The sequence below is a fragment of the Shinella sp. G-2 genome, from assembly GCF_050172695.1.
Lineage (GTDB): Bacteria > Pseudomonadota > Alphaproteobacteria > Rhizobiales > Rhizobiaceae > Shinella.
Window position 1 is genome coordinate 211074 of the sequence record NZ_JBBEYH010000001.1, and the last position, 15623, is coordinate 226696.

Annotated in this window: 18 protein-coding genes; all 18 read left to right on the forward strand. The window is 65.6% G+C overall.

The window, feature by feature from the left end; genetic code table 11:
- Complete coding sequence (locus V8U06_RS01085; RefSeq protein WP_427139137.1) at positions 1–585, forward strand: phage protein Gp27 family protein; 585 nt, start codon at positions 1–3, stop codon at positions 583–585.
- Positions 582–1943, forward strand: coding sequence for a terminase large subunit domain-containing protein (locus V8U06_RS01090; protein ID WP_427139138.1), 1362 nt, complete (start codon positions 582–584; stop codon positions 1941–1943). Before V8U06_RS01085 ends, V8U06_RS01090 begins: the two co-directional genes overlap by 4 nt.
- Positions 1943–3520 carry a DUF935 domain-containing protein gene (locus V8U06_RS01095; protein ID WP_427139139.1) on the forward strand — a complete coding sequence of 526 codons (1578 nt, stop codon included), beginning with the start codon at positions 1943–1945 and terminating at the stop codon, positions 3518–3520. The genes V8U06_RS01090 and V8U06_RS01095 overlap by 1 nt, the downstream gene beginning before the upstream one ends.
- Before the next feature lie 2 nt (positions 3521–3522).
- Positions 3523–4740 carry a phage minor head protein gene (locus V8U06_RS01100; RefSeq protein WP_427139140.1) on the forward strand — a complete coding sequence of 406 codons (1218 nt, stop codon included), beginning with the start codon at positions 3523–3525 and terminating at the stop codon, positions 4738–4740.
- Positions 4741–5092: 352 nt separating this feature from the next.
- Positions 5093–6241 (forward strand): phage protease, encoded by a 1149-nt coding sequence (locus tag V8U06_RS01105; protein ID WP_427139141.1) that lies wholly within the window; start codon positions 5093–5095, stop codon positions 6239–6241.
- Positions 6238–6648 (forward strand): hypothetical protein, encoded by a 411-nt coding sequence (locus tag V8U06_RS01110; protein ID WP_427139142.1) that lies wholly within the window; start codon positions 6238–6240, stop codon positions 6646–6648. The genes V8U06_RS01105 and V8U06_RS01110 overlap by 4 nt, the downstream gene beginning before the upstream one ends.
- Positions 6649–6660: 12 nt before the next feature.
- A complete protein-coding gene (locus tag V8U06_RS01115; protein ID WP_427139143.1) occupies positions 6661–7557 on the forward strand; it encodes a Mu-like prophage major head subunit gpT family protein in 897 nt (298 codons plus the stop codon).
- A gap of 73 nt (positions 7558–7630) precedes the next feature.
- Positions 7631–7876 carry a hypothetical protein gene (locus V8U06_RS01120; protein ID WP_427139144.1) on the forward strand — a complete coding sequence of 82 codons (246 nt, stop codon included), beginning with the start codon at positions 7631–7633 and terminating at the stop codon, positions 7874–7876.
- 89 nt (positions 7877–7965) lie between these two features.
- Positions 7966–8709: a hypothetical protein gene (locus V8U06_RS01125; RefSeq protein WP_427139145.1), complete on the forward strand. Its 744-nt coding sequence runs from the start codon at positions 7966–7968 to the stop codon at positions 8707–8709.
- Positions 8709–9140 (forward strand): gp436 family protein, encoded by a 432-nt coding sequence (locus V8U06_RS01130; protein ID WP_427139146.1) that lies wholly within the window; start codon positions 8709–8711, stop codon positions 9138–9140. The genes V8U06_RS01125 and V8U06_RS01130 overlap by 1 nt, the downstream gene beginning before the upstream one ends.
- Positions 9140–9706, forward strand: coding sequence for a phage virion morphogenesis protein (locus V8U06_RS01135; protein ID WP_427139147.1), 567 nt, complete (start codon positions 9140–9142; stop codon positions 9704–9706). The genes V8U06_RS01130 and V8U06_RS01135 overlap by 1 nt, the downstream gene beginning before the upstream one ends.
- Positions 9703–10122, forward strand: a complete 420-nt coding sequence (locus V8U06_RS01140) for a phage tail terminator protein (RefSeq protein ID WP_427139148.1) — start codon at positions 9703–9705, stop codon at positions 10120–10122. The genes V8U06_RS01135 and V8U06_RS01140 overlap by 4 nt, the downstream gene beginning before the upstream one ends.
- Position 10123: 1 nt before the next feature.
- Positions 10124–10291 (forward strand): hypothetical protein, encoded by a 168-nt coding sequence (locus V8U06_RS01145; protein ID WP_427139149.1) that lies wholly within the window; start codon positions 10124–10126, stop codon positions 10289–10291.
- On the forward strand, positions 10284–11213 hold the full coding sequence (locus V8U06_RS01150) for a phage tail tube protein (protein WP_427139150.1): 930 nt from the start codon (positions 10284–10286) through the stop codon (positions 11211–11213). Before V8U06_RS01145 ends, V8U06_RS01150 begins: the two co-directional genes overlap by 8 nt.
- A 32-nt stretch (positions 11214–11245) precedes the next feature.
- The gene (locus V8U06_RS01155) at positions 11246–11665 is read left to right on the forward strand and encodes a hypothetical protein (RefSeq protein WP_427139151.1); all 420 of its coding nucleotides are present in this window, start codon (positions 11246–11248) and stop codon (positions 11663–11665) included.
- Positions 11666–11814: 149 nt separating this feature from the next.
- A complete protein-coding gene (locus V8U06_RS01160; RefSeq protein ID WP_427139152.1) occupies positions 11815–12024 on the forward strand; it encodes a DUF1799 domain-containing protein in 210 nt (69 codons plus the stop codon).
- Positions 12024–14981, forward strand: a complete 2958-nt coding sequence (locus V8U06_RS01165; protein ID WP_427139153.1) for a phage tail length tape measure family protein — start codon at positions 12024–12026, stop codon at positions 14979–14981. Before V8U06_RS01160 ends, V8U06_RS01165 begins: the two co-directional genes overlap by 1 nt.
- Positions 14981–15622, forward strand: coding sequence for a hypothetical protein (locus V8U06_RS01170; protein WP_427139154.1), 642 nt, complete (start codon positions 14981–14983; stop codon positions 15620–15622). The genes V8U06_RS01165 and V8U06_RS01170 overlap by 1 nt, the downstream gene beginning before the upstream one ends.
- Position 15623 lies beyond the last annotated feature (1 nt).

Consider the following 15623-nt stretch of genomic DNA (forward strand, 5'->3'; position numbering starts at 1 on the left):
ATGGGGCGCGCCCGCCTGTCCAACATCGAGCTTCTCCCCGACGTGTGCGCGCCGGTCGTCGCCTGGGCGGCTGCCGAGCTGCAGAAGCGAGACCGGACGCAGACGGAGATCTACGAAGAGTTCGTCGGCAAGCTGGAAGCCATCGAGCGCGAGCACCGCGGCGAGATCGAGTTTTCCATTCCGTCGTTCTCGGCGTTCAACCGCTACTCGTTGAAGCTCGCCACGATGACCAGGCGCATCAACGACACGCGGGAGATCGCGTCCACCCTTGCCGAGAAGTTCAACGCCACCGACAGCGACAACCTCACCCTGATAGCGGCCGAGGCGATCAAGACGCTAGTTTTCGAACTCCTGACCAACGGCGGCGAGGCGGGCTTCCAGCCGAAGGACGCCATGTCTCTTGCCAATGCGTTGCGCTCGGCGGCCCAGGCGCAGGGCGTCTCGACCTCGCGGCGGCAAAAGGTGGAGAAGGAACTCACGGGCATGGCGCAGACTGCGGTCGACGCCGCCGCCAAGCTCAACCAGCAGGTCGACAAGGCCGAAGTTCTCCGCCTCATTCGCCAGGCCTACGGGGTCGAGGGATGAGCGCACCATTGCTCTACGGCTACCAGCGCCGGTGGTTTGAGGACAAATCCCGCTTCAAGATCGGGAAGTTTGCCCGTCAGACCGGAAAGACCTTCACGACCACGCTGGAAGTCGTCGACGACGCGTTCGAAGCAGCCGTAGCCGGGAAGCGCACACGCTGGGTCATTCTGTCCCGCGGCGAACGGCAGGCGGCCGAAGCCATGAACGAGGGCGTGAAGATCCACGCCAAGGCTTACGGCCTCGTCTTCGGCGAGCTGCAGCCCTATGACTGGGTCGGCGACAACGGCACGTACCGCGCTCTCGAAGTCGAACTTCCCCATGGCAGCAAGATCACGGCCCTGCCGGCGAACCCCGACACGGCGCGCGGCTTCTCCGCGAATGTCTTCCTGGACGAGTTCGCCTTTCACAAGGACAGCGGCGCGATCTGGAAGGCGCTGTTCCCGGTCATCTCTGCCGGCTGGAAACTGCGCGTTACCTCGACGCCGAACGGCAAGAGCGGGAAGTTTTACGAACTCGACACGGCCGACGACAGCACCTGGTCGCGGCATGTCGTCGACATCTACCAGGCTGTCCGCGATGGCCTGCCCCGAAACATTGACGAGCTGCGCAAGGGCATCGCCGACGACGACGCCTGGTCGCAGGAATACGAGCTGGCCTATCTCGATGAGGCAAGCGCCTGGCTGTCCTACGAGCTGATCTCGTCCGTCGAGGATGATGACGCCGGCGACCCGGGAGGATACCAGGGCAACGCCTGTTTCGTTGGTCGCGACATCGGCCGTCGAAACGACCTTCACGTCATATGGGTGTGGGAGCAGATCGGCGACGTTCTCTGGTGCAGGGAGATCATCGAGCAGAAGCGCGCCACCTTCGCCGACATGGACGCCGCCTTCGACGAGGTCATGACACGGTACCGCGTCGCGCGCGCTTGCATCGACCAGACAGGCATGGGCGAAAAGGTCGTGGAAGATGCCCAGCGCCGCTATGGCGCTCGCGTCGAGGGCGTCCTCTTCACGCCCGGCAACAAGCTGATCATGGCGACGGCCGGCAAGGAACGGTTCGAGGACCGAACCGTGCGGATCCCGCTCGGCAACGTTCCCCTGCGTTCCGACCTCCACAAGCTCCGCAAGGTCTCCGGGCCGACCGGCGCGCCTCGTTTCGTCGCCGAGCGCGACGACGACCACGCCGACCGCACCTGGGCGGCCTTCCTCGGCATCAACGCCGCCGGCGGCGACCAGATGGAATACGGCTACACGCCGGTCCCCCGCAGCGCCACGAAGTTCGACACACCAGACGCCGATCGGGACGATGGCGCTCCCGTCCGGCTCGCATCCATGCGCCGATCAAGAGGTATCTACTGATGGTCCAGCTCGTCGACCAGTACGGCCGGCCGATCAGCACGGCCGCCCTGAAGCAGGAGCAAGCCGCGCCGACGATGACGGGCGTGCGCCGGCCCAACACCGAGCACCAGGCGTCGGGCCTGACACCGGGCAAGCTCGCTCGCCTCCTGAAATCGAGCGTCCACGGCGACCCCGAGGCGTACCTTGAGCTTGCCGAGGACATGGAGGAGCGAGATCTCCACTATGCCGGCGTCCTCGGGTCTCGCAAGCTGCAGGTCGCCGGCCTCGATATCACCGTCGAAGCGGCGAGTGATTCCGCCGCCGATGTCGAGAACGCGGAAATGATCCGCAAATTCGTCAAGCGCGACGCCATCCAGACGGAACTGGTCGATATCCTGGACGCCGTTGGCAAGGGTTTCTCGGCCACGGAGATCATCTGGGACATGTCGGCGAGCCAATGGGAGCCGGTTGCCCTGAAATGGCGCGACCCGAGGTGGTTCCGCTTCCTCGATGACGACGGCGAAACGCCGCTGCTGCGCGACCCGGCCGGCGATCAGCCGCTCGCGCCGTACAAATGGGTGTTCCACCAGGCGAAGGTAAAATCCGGCCTTCCGATCCGCGGTGGCATCGCGCGGGCTGTCTGCTGGACCTTCCTCTTCAAGAGCTTCACGGCAAAGGATTGGGCGATCTTCTGCGAGGCGTATGGTCAGCCTTTGCGGCTCGGCAAGTGGGGCGAAGGCGCTTCGAACGAGGACAAGGAAATCCTCCTGCGGGCGGTCGCGAATATCGGCGTCGACTATTCCGCAATCGTCCCGGCGTCCATGTCGGTCGAATTCATCAAGGCCGATGTGTCGGGCTCGCACGAACTCTATGAAAAGCGCTGCGACTGGCTGGACCGGCAGGTGTCGAAACTCGTCCTCGGCCAGACCGGCACCACCGACATGACGGCGGGCGGGTATGCCCAGGCGAAGGTGCATGACGGCGTGAAGGCCGACATTGAGCGGTCGGACGCCCGGCAGCTCGCCGCCACGCTCAACCGGGACCTGGTCCGCCCCTACATCGACCTGAACAAGGGACCACAGAAAGCCTACCCGACCATATCGATCGGCAGGCCCGAGCTGATCGACGTCGAAAAGTGGATGAAGAACGTGGCGACCTTCGTCGCGCTGGGCGGCAAGATCGCCATGTCCACCGTGCGCGACAAGATCGGCGCGCCGGAGCCCGGCAAAGACGAGGAGCTGCTGGTGCCTCGTAGCCGCCCCGCTGCGGCCGCAGAAGTCCCGCCGCCGGCCGACAACCCCGCAATCGTCGGCAAGCCCTCCGCCCAGCGCGCCGCGCCGGCGGCGAAACCCGCCGACGCCATCGACCGCGCCATTGTCGAAATCCTCGACGATGACGGCTGGTCCGAAATGGTGGAACCGGTTGTCGCCGGGCTTGAGGAAGCCATCGCGGGGGCCACCACCATCGAAGAGGTCCGCGCCATCATCGCGGACCGCTACCGCAGCATGGATGTCAGCGCCATGACCGATATGCTCGCCAGGGCGGCGTTCTCGGCGCGTCTCGCCGGCATTGGCGACGACGATCTCGGCGAGGCCTGACCTTGGCCGTCGTCCTCAAGCCCCTTGCCCCTGTCGACGCCATCGCCGCCTTCGAGCTGCGCAAGGGCAATCTCGCCGAAACCTTCTCCTGGCAGGACTTCTGGCAGGAGGAGCACGCAACGTCCTTCACGGTCGCGAAGTCGGCCGGCTTCGACATCCTGAAGGACATTTCAGACGCCTTTGAACGGGCTTTGAAGGAAGGCCGGACACCGGCCGAGTTCGCCCGTTCGCTTAGACCGGTGCTTGAGGCAAAGGGCTGGTGGGGGAAAAAGCTGGTCGAAGATCCGCTCACCGGCGAGATCCGGCCGGCGCAGCTCGGCAGCGCGCGGCGGCTGCAGACGGTCTTCGACGCCAACATGCGGACATCCTATGCCGCGGGGCACTGGGCGGGTTTCGAGCGGAACCGCAAGTCGCGTCCATTCCTCCGCTATGTCTGCCTCCTGGACGATCGCACCCGGCCAGCGCACCGTGCCAGGCACAACCTCGTCCTGCCGATCGACCATCCCTATTGGGAGATGTGGGCGCCACCCTGCGGCTGGAACTGCCGCTGCACCCTGCAGAGCCTTTCGCAACGCGACATCGACCGCCTGCTTGCCGAGGGCGAGAAGCTTCAGTTCGAGCCGCCGCAGGACACCTATCGGAATTTCGTCAACAGCCGCACGGGTGAGATCGTCCGCGTCCCTGACGGCATCGATCCGGGCTGGGCGTACAATCCCGGCCGTGCCGGATACGAGGCGCGCGTCAACAAGGCCGTGGCGGAGAAGATCTCCGGCGCTTCGCCCGAACTGGTGACGGCCGCGGTCGAGGAGCGCGTATCCAGCAGCGCCTTCGAGCGCTTCGTACGCCGCCCCCAGGGCGCCATGCCCGTCATGCCGATATCGCCCGAGCTTGCGGGCGCGCTCGGCGTCGACGCCCGCGTGGCGCTCCTGTCGGCCGAAACCATGGTCAAGCAGCTAGCCCGTCACCCGGAGATGACGATCGAGGATTACCGGCTCTTGCCCGCCATGCCCGCGAAGGCCACGCTCGCCGTCACAGACGGCCCGTTGTCGGTGGTGCTGATCCGCCTGACCGGAGGGCGTTGGCTTCATGCCGTCGTCAAGTCGACCAAAAGCCGGAAGGCCGCCTTCCTCACCAGTTACCGCTTCACGAGCGAGGACCGCGTGCTGAAGCTGCTCGCGCGGGACGGCGTGCGGATCGTGCTTGATCGAAGGGAGGATTGATGTGCGCGGTAGGGCCTCGCAGGAACCCTACATGACGGTCCCACCCGGAGGTGGTCCTACGGCCGCGAGAATATCACCGTGTCGCGCGCACGGCCTGAAACTAGCACAATGAAAGGCCGCTTTCAAATTTGGCCGCCAGCGCGCGCAAAGGGGCTCGGATGCCCCGATGGCCGTTCTTGGCGCAAATGCGCCCCCATGGCCTTCAAATCGGCTTCAATTTTGATGCTGTTCCTCGTTGCAGGATCACGAGCGCGCCGCTAAGTGTTGCTGCAGGGCGTTCCCAGCGCCCGAAGCGCCGTGGTGCAGTTTTGCACTTCTGACTGCCGCTGCCGACCGCCGTTAGATGGCGGTCATGAAAAACGCTCTCGCTCACCTCGCCACCGCGGTCATCTCGGCGCACGTCGCCGAGCTTTCGCCCTACGCCGCCGATGGCATTTGGATCCAGCTTATCCCCGCGGGCACATTCAACGGACGCGATGGCCGCGGCCCATACCATGCCGGTGACCAGGCCAGCCTGCAGCGCATCGCCGAACTCACCCGCAGCTACCACGGCGCGACCGACATCGTCTTCGACTATGAACACCAGACGCTGAAGGCGCCGGACAACGGCAAGCCAGCGCCCGCGTCGGGCTGGATCAAGGAAGTCGAGGCGCGCGCCGATGGGCTCTTCGGCCGTGTCGAGTGGACCGCCGCAGCCGAGGCCTCGATCCGTGCGCGGGAATACCGCTACCTCTCGCCGGTCTTCTTCCACGACAAGGATGGAAACGTCCTGGCGCTGCAGAACGCGGCCCTGACCAACTCCCCCAACCTGAACATGGCGGAGGTCTCCGCCCATTCGGTCTTCCACCAAACTTACAAAGAGGAACCTATGGAGAAGCTGATCGCTGCCCTCGGCCTTGCCGGCGGCGCCAGCGAGAATGATGTGCTTGTCGCCATCAACTCGCTTCTGACCAGCTCGACGGCGATTGCCGTCGCGGCTGGCCTGACACGCGATGCCAAGTCGGAGGCGATCATCGCAGCCGTCCAGTCGGCGGTCGCCGATCGCAAGAAGATTGCGATCGCTGTCGGCAAGCCGGAAACGGCAAGCGCCGACGACATCGTTTCGGCAATCAGCGCCGCGCATTCTGCCGGCACGGTTGACCCGACGAAGTGGGTGCCGGTCGCGCAGGTGACCGCCATGCAGGCTCAACTGAACGCGCTCACCGACCAGATCGGTACGGACAAGGCCACCGAGGCCGTCGAGAAGGCGATCAAGGAAGGCAAGCTCGTCCCCGCCCTGAAGGAATGGGGCCTCTCCATGCACCGGGCCGATCCCGCCAAGTTCGATGAATTCATCGGAAAGGCGCCCGTTCTCACCGCTGCCCAGCGCTCGGCCTCGGCGAAGGATCCCAGCGCCGCTGGCGATGTCCTCGGCGATGCCGAACTCGCGGTCATGCACCAGATGGGGCTCTCCGAGGACGACATGAAGAAATCCAAGGCAAAACTGGAGGCAGGCCGTTGACCGCCCTTTCCGCTGATCGCCCCACCCCGCGCGCCATTCCCGACAAGCGGCGGGTTCCTGTCGCCGCGGGCGTCAAGCTCTTTGCCGGCGGGCTTGTTGCCATCAATGCCGGCGGCTTCCTCACCCCCGTGACGGCGGCCACCACCCTGAAGGCGGCCGGCCGCTGCGCCAAGTTCACCGACAACACGTCGGGCGGCAACGGCGCCGTCTCGGCGGACCAGGAACTCGGCACGTTCCGCTGGGAGAACTCCTCGGCGGCCGACCTCATCACCCGCGCCGACATCGGCAGCGACGCTTACGGCGTCGATGACCAAACCGTCGCGAAAACCAACGGCGGCGGCACCCGGTCCGTGGTCGGCAAGATTGCCGACGTCGATGACCGCGGCGTCTGGGTCACCCACAACTAAGAAGGCGCTCCAATGGAACTGAACAGTACGACACTTCGCGCGGCAGGCGTCGGCTTCGATGCCGCCTTCGCACGCGGACTTGCAATGGCGCAGCCGGTCTATGAGCGGATCACGACAACGATCAACTCCACGACGGCGTCAAACGAGTATGGCTGGCTCGGCAAGTTCCCGAAATTCCGCGAGTGGATCGGCCCCCGTGTCATCAACGCGCTCCAGAAGCACGGCTACACGCTGAAGAACCGGTCCTTCGAGAGCACCATCAGCGTCAACCGCGACGATTTCGAGGATGACAATCTCGGGATTTACAAGCCCCTCTTCGAGGAGCTGGGCCTGCAAGCCCGGATGTTCCCGAACGAGCTGGTCTTCGCGCTCCTGATGCTCGGCTTCAGCACGAAGTGCTACGACGGCCAGTATTTCTTCGACACGGATCATCCTGTCCTGGACAAGGATGGCAAGCCCGTGAGCGTCGCCAACACGGACGGCGGCGCCGGCGCGCCGTGGTTCCTCATGGACGTCTCGCGGGCCCTCAAGCCGCTCATCTTCCAGAGCCGCAAGAAGTTCGACAAGCTCGTCCGCAAGGACAAGGAGGACGACGACAACGTGTTCTTCGGCAACGAGCTGGTCTTCGGCTCGGACGGCCGCTGCGAAGTCGGTTTCGGTTTCTGGCAGATGGCCTGGGGCTCCAAGCAGGCGCTCGACGCCGCGCACTACGAGACGGCCCGCGTCGCGCTGACGAGCATGAAGGCCGACTACGGCAATCCCCTTGCGATCAACCCCACGCTCCTGGTCGTGCCGCCCTCGTTGGAGGGCGCGGCGAAGGATGTCGTCAAGAGCGTCCTGGTCAACGGCGGCGAAACCAACAAGTGGGCCAACACCGCCGAAGTCCTGGTCGTTCCCTGGCTGGCCTGACGGCTGCCCTTCTTCCGCCCGGCGCTTCAATTCCGGGCGGTTGGCAAACCCGCAAACTCGACAAGGATGTGCAATGCGCTACTCCCGAATGCTCGCCTTTCTCCTGAACGCCTGCATCGTCTGCATCGGCCACGTCGCCGCGTTCGTCGGCCCGCTCATCGTCGCCCCGCTCATGTACCTCATCCGTGATGCCCCGGCCGTTGCGGTCCATCTCTTCGTCACCTGGATCAAGCCGGCCGCCTTCCGCGTGCTTGGCGTGCTGTCGGCCGAGTATCGCGATAGCTGGCTGACGGACGGACAGAGCCTGCGGGCGACCTGACCCATTGTCCCGCGCCGGCTCCGGCCGGCCGGGCTTTCCGAGGCGGATCGGCTGCGATCCTCCTCGCAAATCCCGAAAGGAAAACGCTCATGAGCAAGAACTCGAAGAAGCCTTTCAAAGCTCCGACCAGCGCCGTGGCGACCACCGCCGCGATCGCATCGGAGACCAACGCTGCCGGCGTCGTCCTGGACGCCGCAGCGACCCCGCCGGGTTTGAGCGATCCCGGCGGGACCAATACCCCAGCGAGCAGCGGCGTTGCTGCCGGCGAGGCTCCGACCAATCCGGTGAAACCGCATGACGAAGATGGCACGTCGACACCCGGCATGGCGCCGGAAGCGGCGAACGGCCAGTCAGCCCCGGAAGCGGAAGCAGCGGCTTCCGGGGGTCTCGTGGAACAACCCGAACCCTCCCAGGGCGATGCGGCGAGCGGGGCCGGCAATCCGGCCGGTCCCGCTGACCGCCCCGCCGAGCAAGGTCTCAGCACACTGACCTTCCGCACGGGCGGATTTGTCGAGTTCGGCTCCAACGCGCCCGCATTCACCACCGGCGTGGATCTCGCCACTGCCCAGGACGTCGGCGTCATCTCTTGGGGTGACCGCTTTGCCGCGCTTTCGGACAGCCATCCCCACACCTACCGCTTCTTCTCGCGCCTCATCGAGGAGGAGCCGGAGATCGTGCCGACCTCGCTCTTCGTGACCTCGAAGACCAACGGCTTCCGCCGCGGCGGTGTCGTGCACTCGCCGTCCGGCACCACCTTCGCGCCGGGCGACTATACGCCCGAGCAGCTGGAGGCATGGCTCGGTGAACCGGAACTCACCGTCGAGATCGTCTGATGAGCTATGCCACCCAGCAGGACATGGTCGACCGCTTCGGTGAGCTGGAACTCGTCCAGCTCACCGACCGCGTCAACGTCCCGGTCTCCACGATCGACGCCGTCGTTGTGGCGCGCGCCCTGGGCGACGCCTCGGCGAAGATCGACACGTATTTGACGAAGGCGGTCAAGCTGCCGCTGCCGACCGTGCCGGACGTCCTGGTGAAGACCGCGGCCGATATCGCCCGGTACTATCTGCACGGCAAAGCGGCCGACAAGGACAGCCCGGTCACGGCCGCGTACAATGACGCCCTGGTGTGGCTGCGCGACGTCTCGCGCGGGCTCGTGGAACTGTCCGTGGCTGGCGAGACGCCGGCGCCGGCCGGCGGCGGTTCCGTCAAGGCCGTCGCACCGAACCGTGTCTTCACGCGCGACACGCTGAGGCACCTCTGATGCCCGGCGTCGCGATCCTCCTCGATGACGAACTGTCGCCGGTCCTCAGCGCCATCGGCGTGACCGTCACGCATCCCGGCGCCCTGATGGCCGAATTCGCCGCGGCCATGCTCACGTCGACGCAGCAACGTTTCCACCGCGAGACCGGACCGGACGGCGTGAAGTGGAAGCCCCTTGCTCGCCGCACCGCCATGAAGCGTGTGCGCGGCCGACGCCGGGGCACCGCGAACATCCTGCGCGTCACGACCCAGCTCTATTCCAGCCTGGTCGCCGCATCCGACGATCACTCGGCCGAGGTGGGCAGCAACCTGGTTCACGCCCGGCCACACCAGCTCGGCAGCGAAACCACGCACTATGCGCGCAGCCAGCGGGCGTCCTTCAAACGGATCCGCGGCCAGCACCGCATCGTCCGCCCAGGCACCAAGGGCTCGGCGGAGCGCAACATCACCATCGGCGAACACACCGTCTCCGTGCCGGCGCGGCCGTATCTCGGCTTTTCCGCGCCCGACCGGGAGAACTTCATCGCCATCGGCCAGGAGTGGCTCAAGAGGGGGACCAACCTTTGATCACCTCCCTGAAAACCCGCCTCCTGGCACCCGGCACACCGTTCCGCATCGCGGGCGGCGCGACCGACCTGGCCACCGTCAAGGACGCGCCGCCGCAGTCGCCGGCCGTCTACGTGTTCTGCGGTACCGACCGATCGGAGAAGGACGGCACGACCAGGTCGAAGGTTCGCCAGCGCTGCACGGTCGATATCTCCGTCGTGATCGTCACGACGAACCTATCGGCCCAGCACAACGCCGCCGCGGCCGACGATGTCGAAACCCTGAAGAAATTCGTCCGCGGCCGGCTACTCGGCTTCGTGCCGGACGGCGCGCTGGACCCGCTGCAGCATGTCGAGGGCGAGATGCAACAGGCCATCGCCGGCACGGTCTGGTTCGAGGACGTGTTCGTCACCACCACCTGGCTCAACGAGGACTGACATGGACGACAACGCAAGCAAGGGCGGCTCTTACATCCGCGAGAACGGCAAGCTGAAGCTCATCGAGCGCACCGAGCCGCCGAAGCCCGCCAAGCCGGCTGAAGCCGGAGCGGAAGGAAACGTGGCGCCGAAGGGATCGGCCGGCAAGAAGGACCAGGCCGATGGCTGAACGTTACGTCGACAATCTCGCCATCCTCTGCAAGATCGAGGCGAACTATGGCGTCAGCGCCGCGCCCACCGGTGCGGCCAATGCCATGGTCCTGCGCAACGTGACCTATGAGCCCCTGGCCGGCCAGGACATCGAGCTTGACCGCTACAAGCCGTACATGGGCCACCAGGGCATCTTCCTGACCGGAGACTACTGCCGTCTGCGCGGTGAGTTCGACATTGCCGGTTCGGGTGTCGCCGGGACCGCGCCGGCCTGCAGCCCGCTCCTGCGCTCGTGCGGCCTGCAGGAAGTCATCGACGCCGTCGTCGACGTGCAATACTCGCCGGTCAGCAAGCTCTTCGAGAGTTCGACGATTTTCTACAACGATGACGGCGTCAACCACGTCATGTTGGGCGTGCGCGGCAAGTTGACCGCCTCGCTGTCGCCGGGGGGCATTCCGAGCTTCACAGTGGAAATGATCGGCCTCCTCGGAACGTTCTCGGACACTGCGCTGCCGCCGGTCAACGACAGCGCCTGGATTGAGCCTGTCCCGGTCAACAAGGCCAACACCACGGTCTCACTGCACGGCCATGCCGGCGCCTGTGAGGGCCTGACCTGGGACCTCGGCAACACCGTCGAGCCTCGCCTCCTTATCAACCAGGAGAGCATTCGCCAGACGGGGCGCAAGGCGACCGGCTCTGCCATTTTCGAGGCCACCAGCCTCGCCGAGAAGAACTGGATCCAGATCGCGCGCGCCCGCACGCTCGGCGCGCTTGCCGCTCAGCACGGAACCGTCGCCGGCAACATCGTCAAGTTCGATATGCCGAAAGTCCAGATCGGCCGGCCGACCTATGGCGAGACCCAACGCATCCGCAACAACACCCTTCCGCTCATCATCCGTCCCAACGCCGGCAATGACGAGCTGGTCATCACCTTCAAGTGATGGCCTGAACTCCTGTTTCAAAGGCCCTTCAAATGACCTTCAAGTTCACCCCCGAATTGACGTTCTCCTGGCCGGTCAAGGTCATCGAACCGGACCCCAACAACGCCGGCAAGAAGCTCGAGCACGTGTTCACCGCGCGGTTCGCGACCATGGACCCGGATGAAGCGAAGGCGGCGGATGCCGAGCGCGCCGCGATCCTCCGCCCGATGAAGCCCGACATGAAGGCAAAGGAGGCCCGCGCGATGCAGGAGCAGCTCGACCTGCACGACCGTGTCGCCCTGCGGCGCGTGCTGAGAGGGTGGGACGAGGATCTGCAGGATGCAGACGGCAAGCCCATTCCCTTCAATGACGAGACCTTCGCGCTCATCTTTCGCTTTCCGCACATCCGCCACGCCCTCGTGCGCGCCTACGGCGAGGCCATTTCGGACGACGGCGGACGCCTGGGAAACTGAGAGCGGCCGGCGCGGCGTGGGCCAGAGCCTATCTCGGCCGCGCCGACCGAACACAGCCCGCGGGTCTGAACGACAAGGTCCGCGCGCAGTTTGCAAAACTCCGCGTCACGCGCCTGCCGGCCGCCAAGCCGAAAAACGAACAGGAAATCATGCCGCAGAATTGGTCCTCCTTGCTCGCCTTTCTCGCCTGCCAGACGCAGTGGCGGGTGGTTGCGACCATGGGCGGTCTGATCTGGCTCGGCCTCGATTACGCGGCCGCGCGGGCCGCCCTGGAAGAGTTGGGCCTGCCACTTTCCCGTATGGCCGACCTCAGAGCCCTTGAGGCAGGCGCGCTGCCGATCCTGAACGAGGCACGCTGATGGCCACCGCTCCCTTGAAGATCGCCGCCCGCATCGAGCTGGACGGCACGGCCACCGCCGTCGCCAATGTCGGCGCAGTCGGCAAGGCGATCTCGGGTATTGGTACCGAGGCGGCGACCAGCACGACGAAGCTCCAGCAGCTCATCAATGCGTCGGCCGGCCTGCATTCCGGCGCTGTCAACGACAATGCACGTCGCTGGTCGGGCGTGCTGGCCGATGAGGCGCTGTCCCTCGACCGGTTGCGGGCAAAGTACAATCCGCTCTTTGCCGTCGTCACCCAGTACAAGCAGGCGCAGGTTGAGATCCGCACGGCCCATGCCATGGGCGCGATTTCGACTGAAGAGATGACGGCCGCACTGTCGCGCCAGCGGCAGGTCGCGCTGGCGTCGATGGACGTCATCAAGGGTCGCTCCGCTGCAATGGCGCAAGAAGCTGCGGCTGCCGTTGCGCTCGCGGCCCGAACCGAGCAGCTCCGCGCCCGCTTCGACCCTTTGGCCGCAGCGGGGCAACGGTACCGTCAGACGCTCCTGGACATCGCGGAAGCCGAGCGGCTAGGCGCGCTCTCCGCTTCGCAGGCCATCGACGTGCGCCTGCGCGCGACAGCGGCTTACAATGCCGAAATCAGCCAGTTGGAGAGGCTTTCCACCGCTCGGAAGGCCGCTGCCCAGTCCCTGGTGGATCAGCGTAGCATTACGCCGGATCGGGCGTCCGATATCGACGCTTACGCGCGATCCCTCGACCAGATCCGCGCGAAGTTCAATCCCGTCTACGCGGCCATCACGCAGTACAAGCAGGCGCAGCTGGAAATCCGGCAGGCCCACGCCGTCGGTGCCATATCCTCGGACGAGATGACGGCCGCGCTTTCGCGTCAGCGTCAGATGACGCTGTCGTCGATCGACGCGATCAAAGGCCGCAATCGGGCCCTGGCTGATACTCCGTCCGTTGCTGCAGGCGGTGCGGGCTTGCACGGGTTTCAGTCAGCAAATCTAGCGTTCCAGGCGCAGGACATTGCCGTAACCGCTGCAATGGGCATGAGCCCACTTATGATCGGCCTCCAGCAGGGGACGCAGATCGCGTCGGTCATCAGTTCTATGGAACGCCCGGTCGCTGGCCTCGTTGCCGGTTTCCGCTCCCTTGTCAGCCTCTCCTCTCTGTTTTCGGTTGGCCTCACAGCCGGCGTCGCTGCGGCTATCCAGTATTTCATGACGGCTGAGGCAGGCGCGGAGAACGTCTCGGAACTGCTTGAGGAACAGAACGGCATCATTCGCCGGGCCGCTGCATTCTGGGGAGAAGCGACGCCTGCGTTAAAGCGCTACGTCGACGAACTTGAAAGGGCGCAGCAAGCGAGTGACGCCCAAGAGGCGGGCGGCATCCTTGCAGGCCGCGAGCTGGAAGGGATGGGAGCGAAACTCGACGCCTTGCGCGACAAGGCAGTCCTGGCTTTCTCTGTCCTGCGCGCAACGCCCGGGGCTGACGATACCACTCGGGCGCTTGCCTATGCCTGGGATGAACTGCGCGAGAAAGTCGCGGCGGGAACAGCAACTGTTGCCGACTTCAACAATGCAAAGGCCGTGTTGGCCGACGCTGTGCGCACACAGGCGTCGCCGGCCATGCTGGATTTCAGCAAGAGCGTCGACGAGGTTACCGCAGCTTTCTACCGGAGCCTTTCGGCCGCCCAGGGAGCGCGGGCTCAGTGGATCGCCGCCGTTGCAGGTGGGACCAACGTGCAGGACATCGTTTCCGGCGCGACGTTCCGCGACAAGGACGGAGAGATCGTACAGACGGACAGTCGCCAACCGAAAGGCGTCATACCTGTTCCAACAAATCGCCCGCTGATCGAACTGGACGGGCTACCGGGCGCCGACAAGATCGCGCGTGGCGCAGCGTCCGCCCGCAACGCCTACCGCGACCTCATCAAGTCGGCCGACGATCGTGTCGCGCAAATGAAGCTCGAAGCCGAGCTTGCCGGCATGGTCGGCATCGAGGCGGACGCACTGCGCTTCAGGTTGGACCTTCTGCAGCAATCCGAGGACAAAGGCCGCTCCATCACCGAGGCGCAGCGGGCCGCGATCGCCAAGCGCGTCGACGCCTTCAAGGAATATGCAGAGGCTGCATCCACGGCCAAGCTAAAGGCCGATCTCCTGTGGGAGAGCGAGCAGGCCGGCCGCACTTGGATGGATCAGCAGATCGCCGGGCGGCTGCGCGCCAGCGGCAAGGCGGTCGATTTCGACAGCGTCGAAGCCGACATGATCCGCATGAACCTGTCGCTGCAGTCGGCGCGGGACTATGCGGGCGATTTCGCGCACACGCTTTTTGACGGTCTCGACCAGGGCAAAGGCCTGTTCGATAGCTTCGCCGACGCTGGGATATCGGCCTTCAAGCGCCTCGGGCGCTCGTTGCTCGACGACTTCTTGAACAACCTCTTCAAGGCACCGGGCGCCGGCGGCTCCGGTGGCGGGAGCTTCCTCGGCTCTATCTTTGGTGGCCTCTTCTCTCAATGGGGCGCCGCATCGGCCGGCTTGCTCAAGCCCGGCCTCTTCTATGGCGGCGGATACACCGGCGATGGCGGCCTCCATGAGCCGCGCGGCATCGTCCACGCCGGGGAAGTCGTCTGGTCGCAGCGCGACGTTGCGCGCGCTGGCGGCGTCGGTGTCGTCGAGGCGATGCGCCTTGGTCTGGCAGGGTACGCCGGCGGCGGCGCTGTCGACGTGCAGCCGATGCTGCCGATCGGCCGGTCGGCCGACCAGATCGCCCAGGCGAGCACCATGGCGATCGGCCAGCTCAAGATCTTGCTCGGCATCTCCAGCGACGGTGCCCTCAATCTGCGGCCGGAGGTCATGGCGGCGATCGAGGAGCGCGCGCCTGGCATCGCGCTGGAAGTCGTCGAGCAGAACGAGGTGTACCTGCCGGAGAAGATCGCCGCCTACAACGAAAACCCGAACTGGCGGACGCGCTGATGGCTGCACCTCTCACCCTTTCGGAGATCTACGACCTGCTGCCGATTTCGGCGGTCAAATGGTCGATCCAGCGCAACGACCAGATCGACGGCGATGGCGACGGCAATCTCTGGCAGGCCGAGCTGGCGGATCCGTTCTGGACCGGCGACGTCACGCTCGACAAAGGCGAGCACGGCGAAATGAAGCAGGTCGCGGCGGCGATCCGGGATCTCGAAGGGGCGAAGCAATCGTTCCTTTTGTGCGATCCGACCTCCGAATATCCGCAGGCCGACCCGGCCGGCACCATCCTCGGCGCGTCGGCCGTCGTCATCCGCGCGGTCCACGCGAACCGCCGCATCGCCATGCTGGGCGGCCTGCCTGCCGGTTACCCGCTCACCCGCGGAGATAAGATGCAGATTACCCAGGGCAACTTGATCCGGTTTCACGAGATCTCGGCGACCATGGCTGCGAACCCGGCCGGGCAGATGGATGTCAGGGTATTTCCACGCCTCTCCCTGTCGCTCGGCGCCGGCGCCACCGTGACACTCATCCGCCCGGCTTGCCCTGTGATCATCCAGCCCGGAAGCCACGAGCCCGGCACAGCCCGCCGCGACCTGACCGATGGCGCGGCCTTCCGCGCCCTTCAGAAGCGGAGAACGTAAC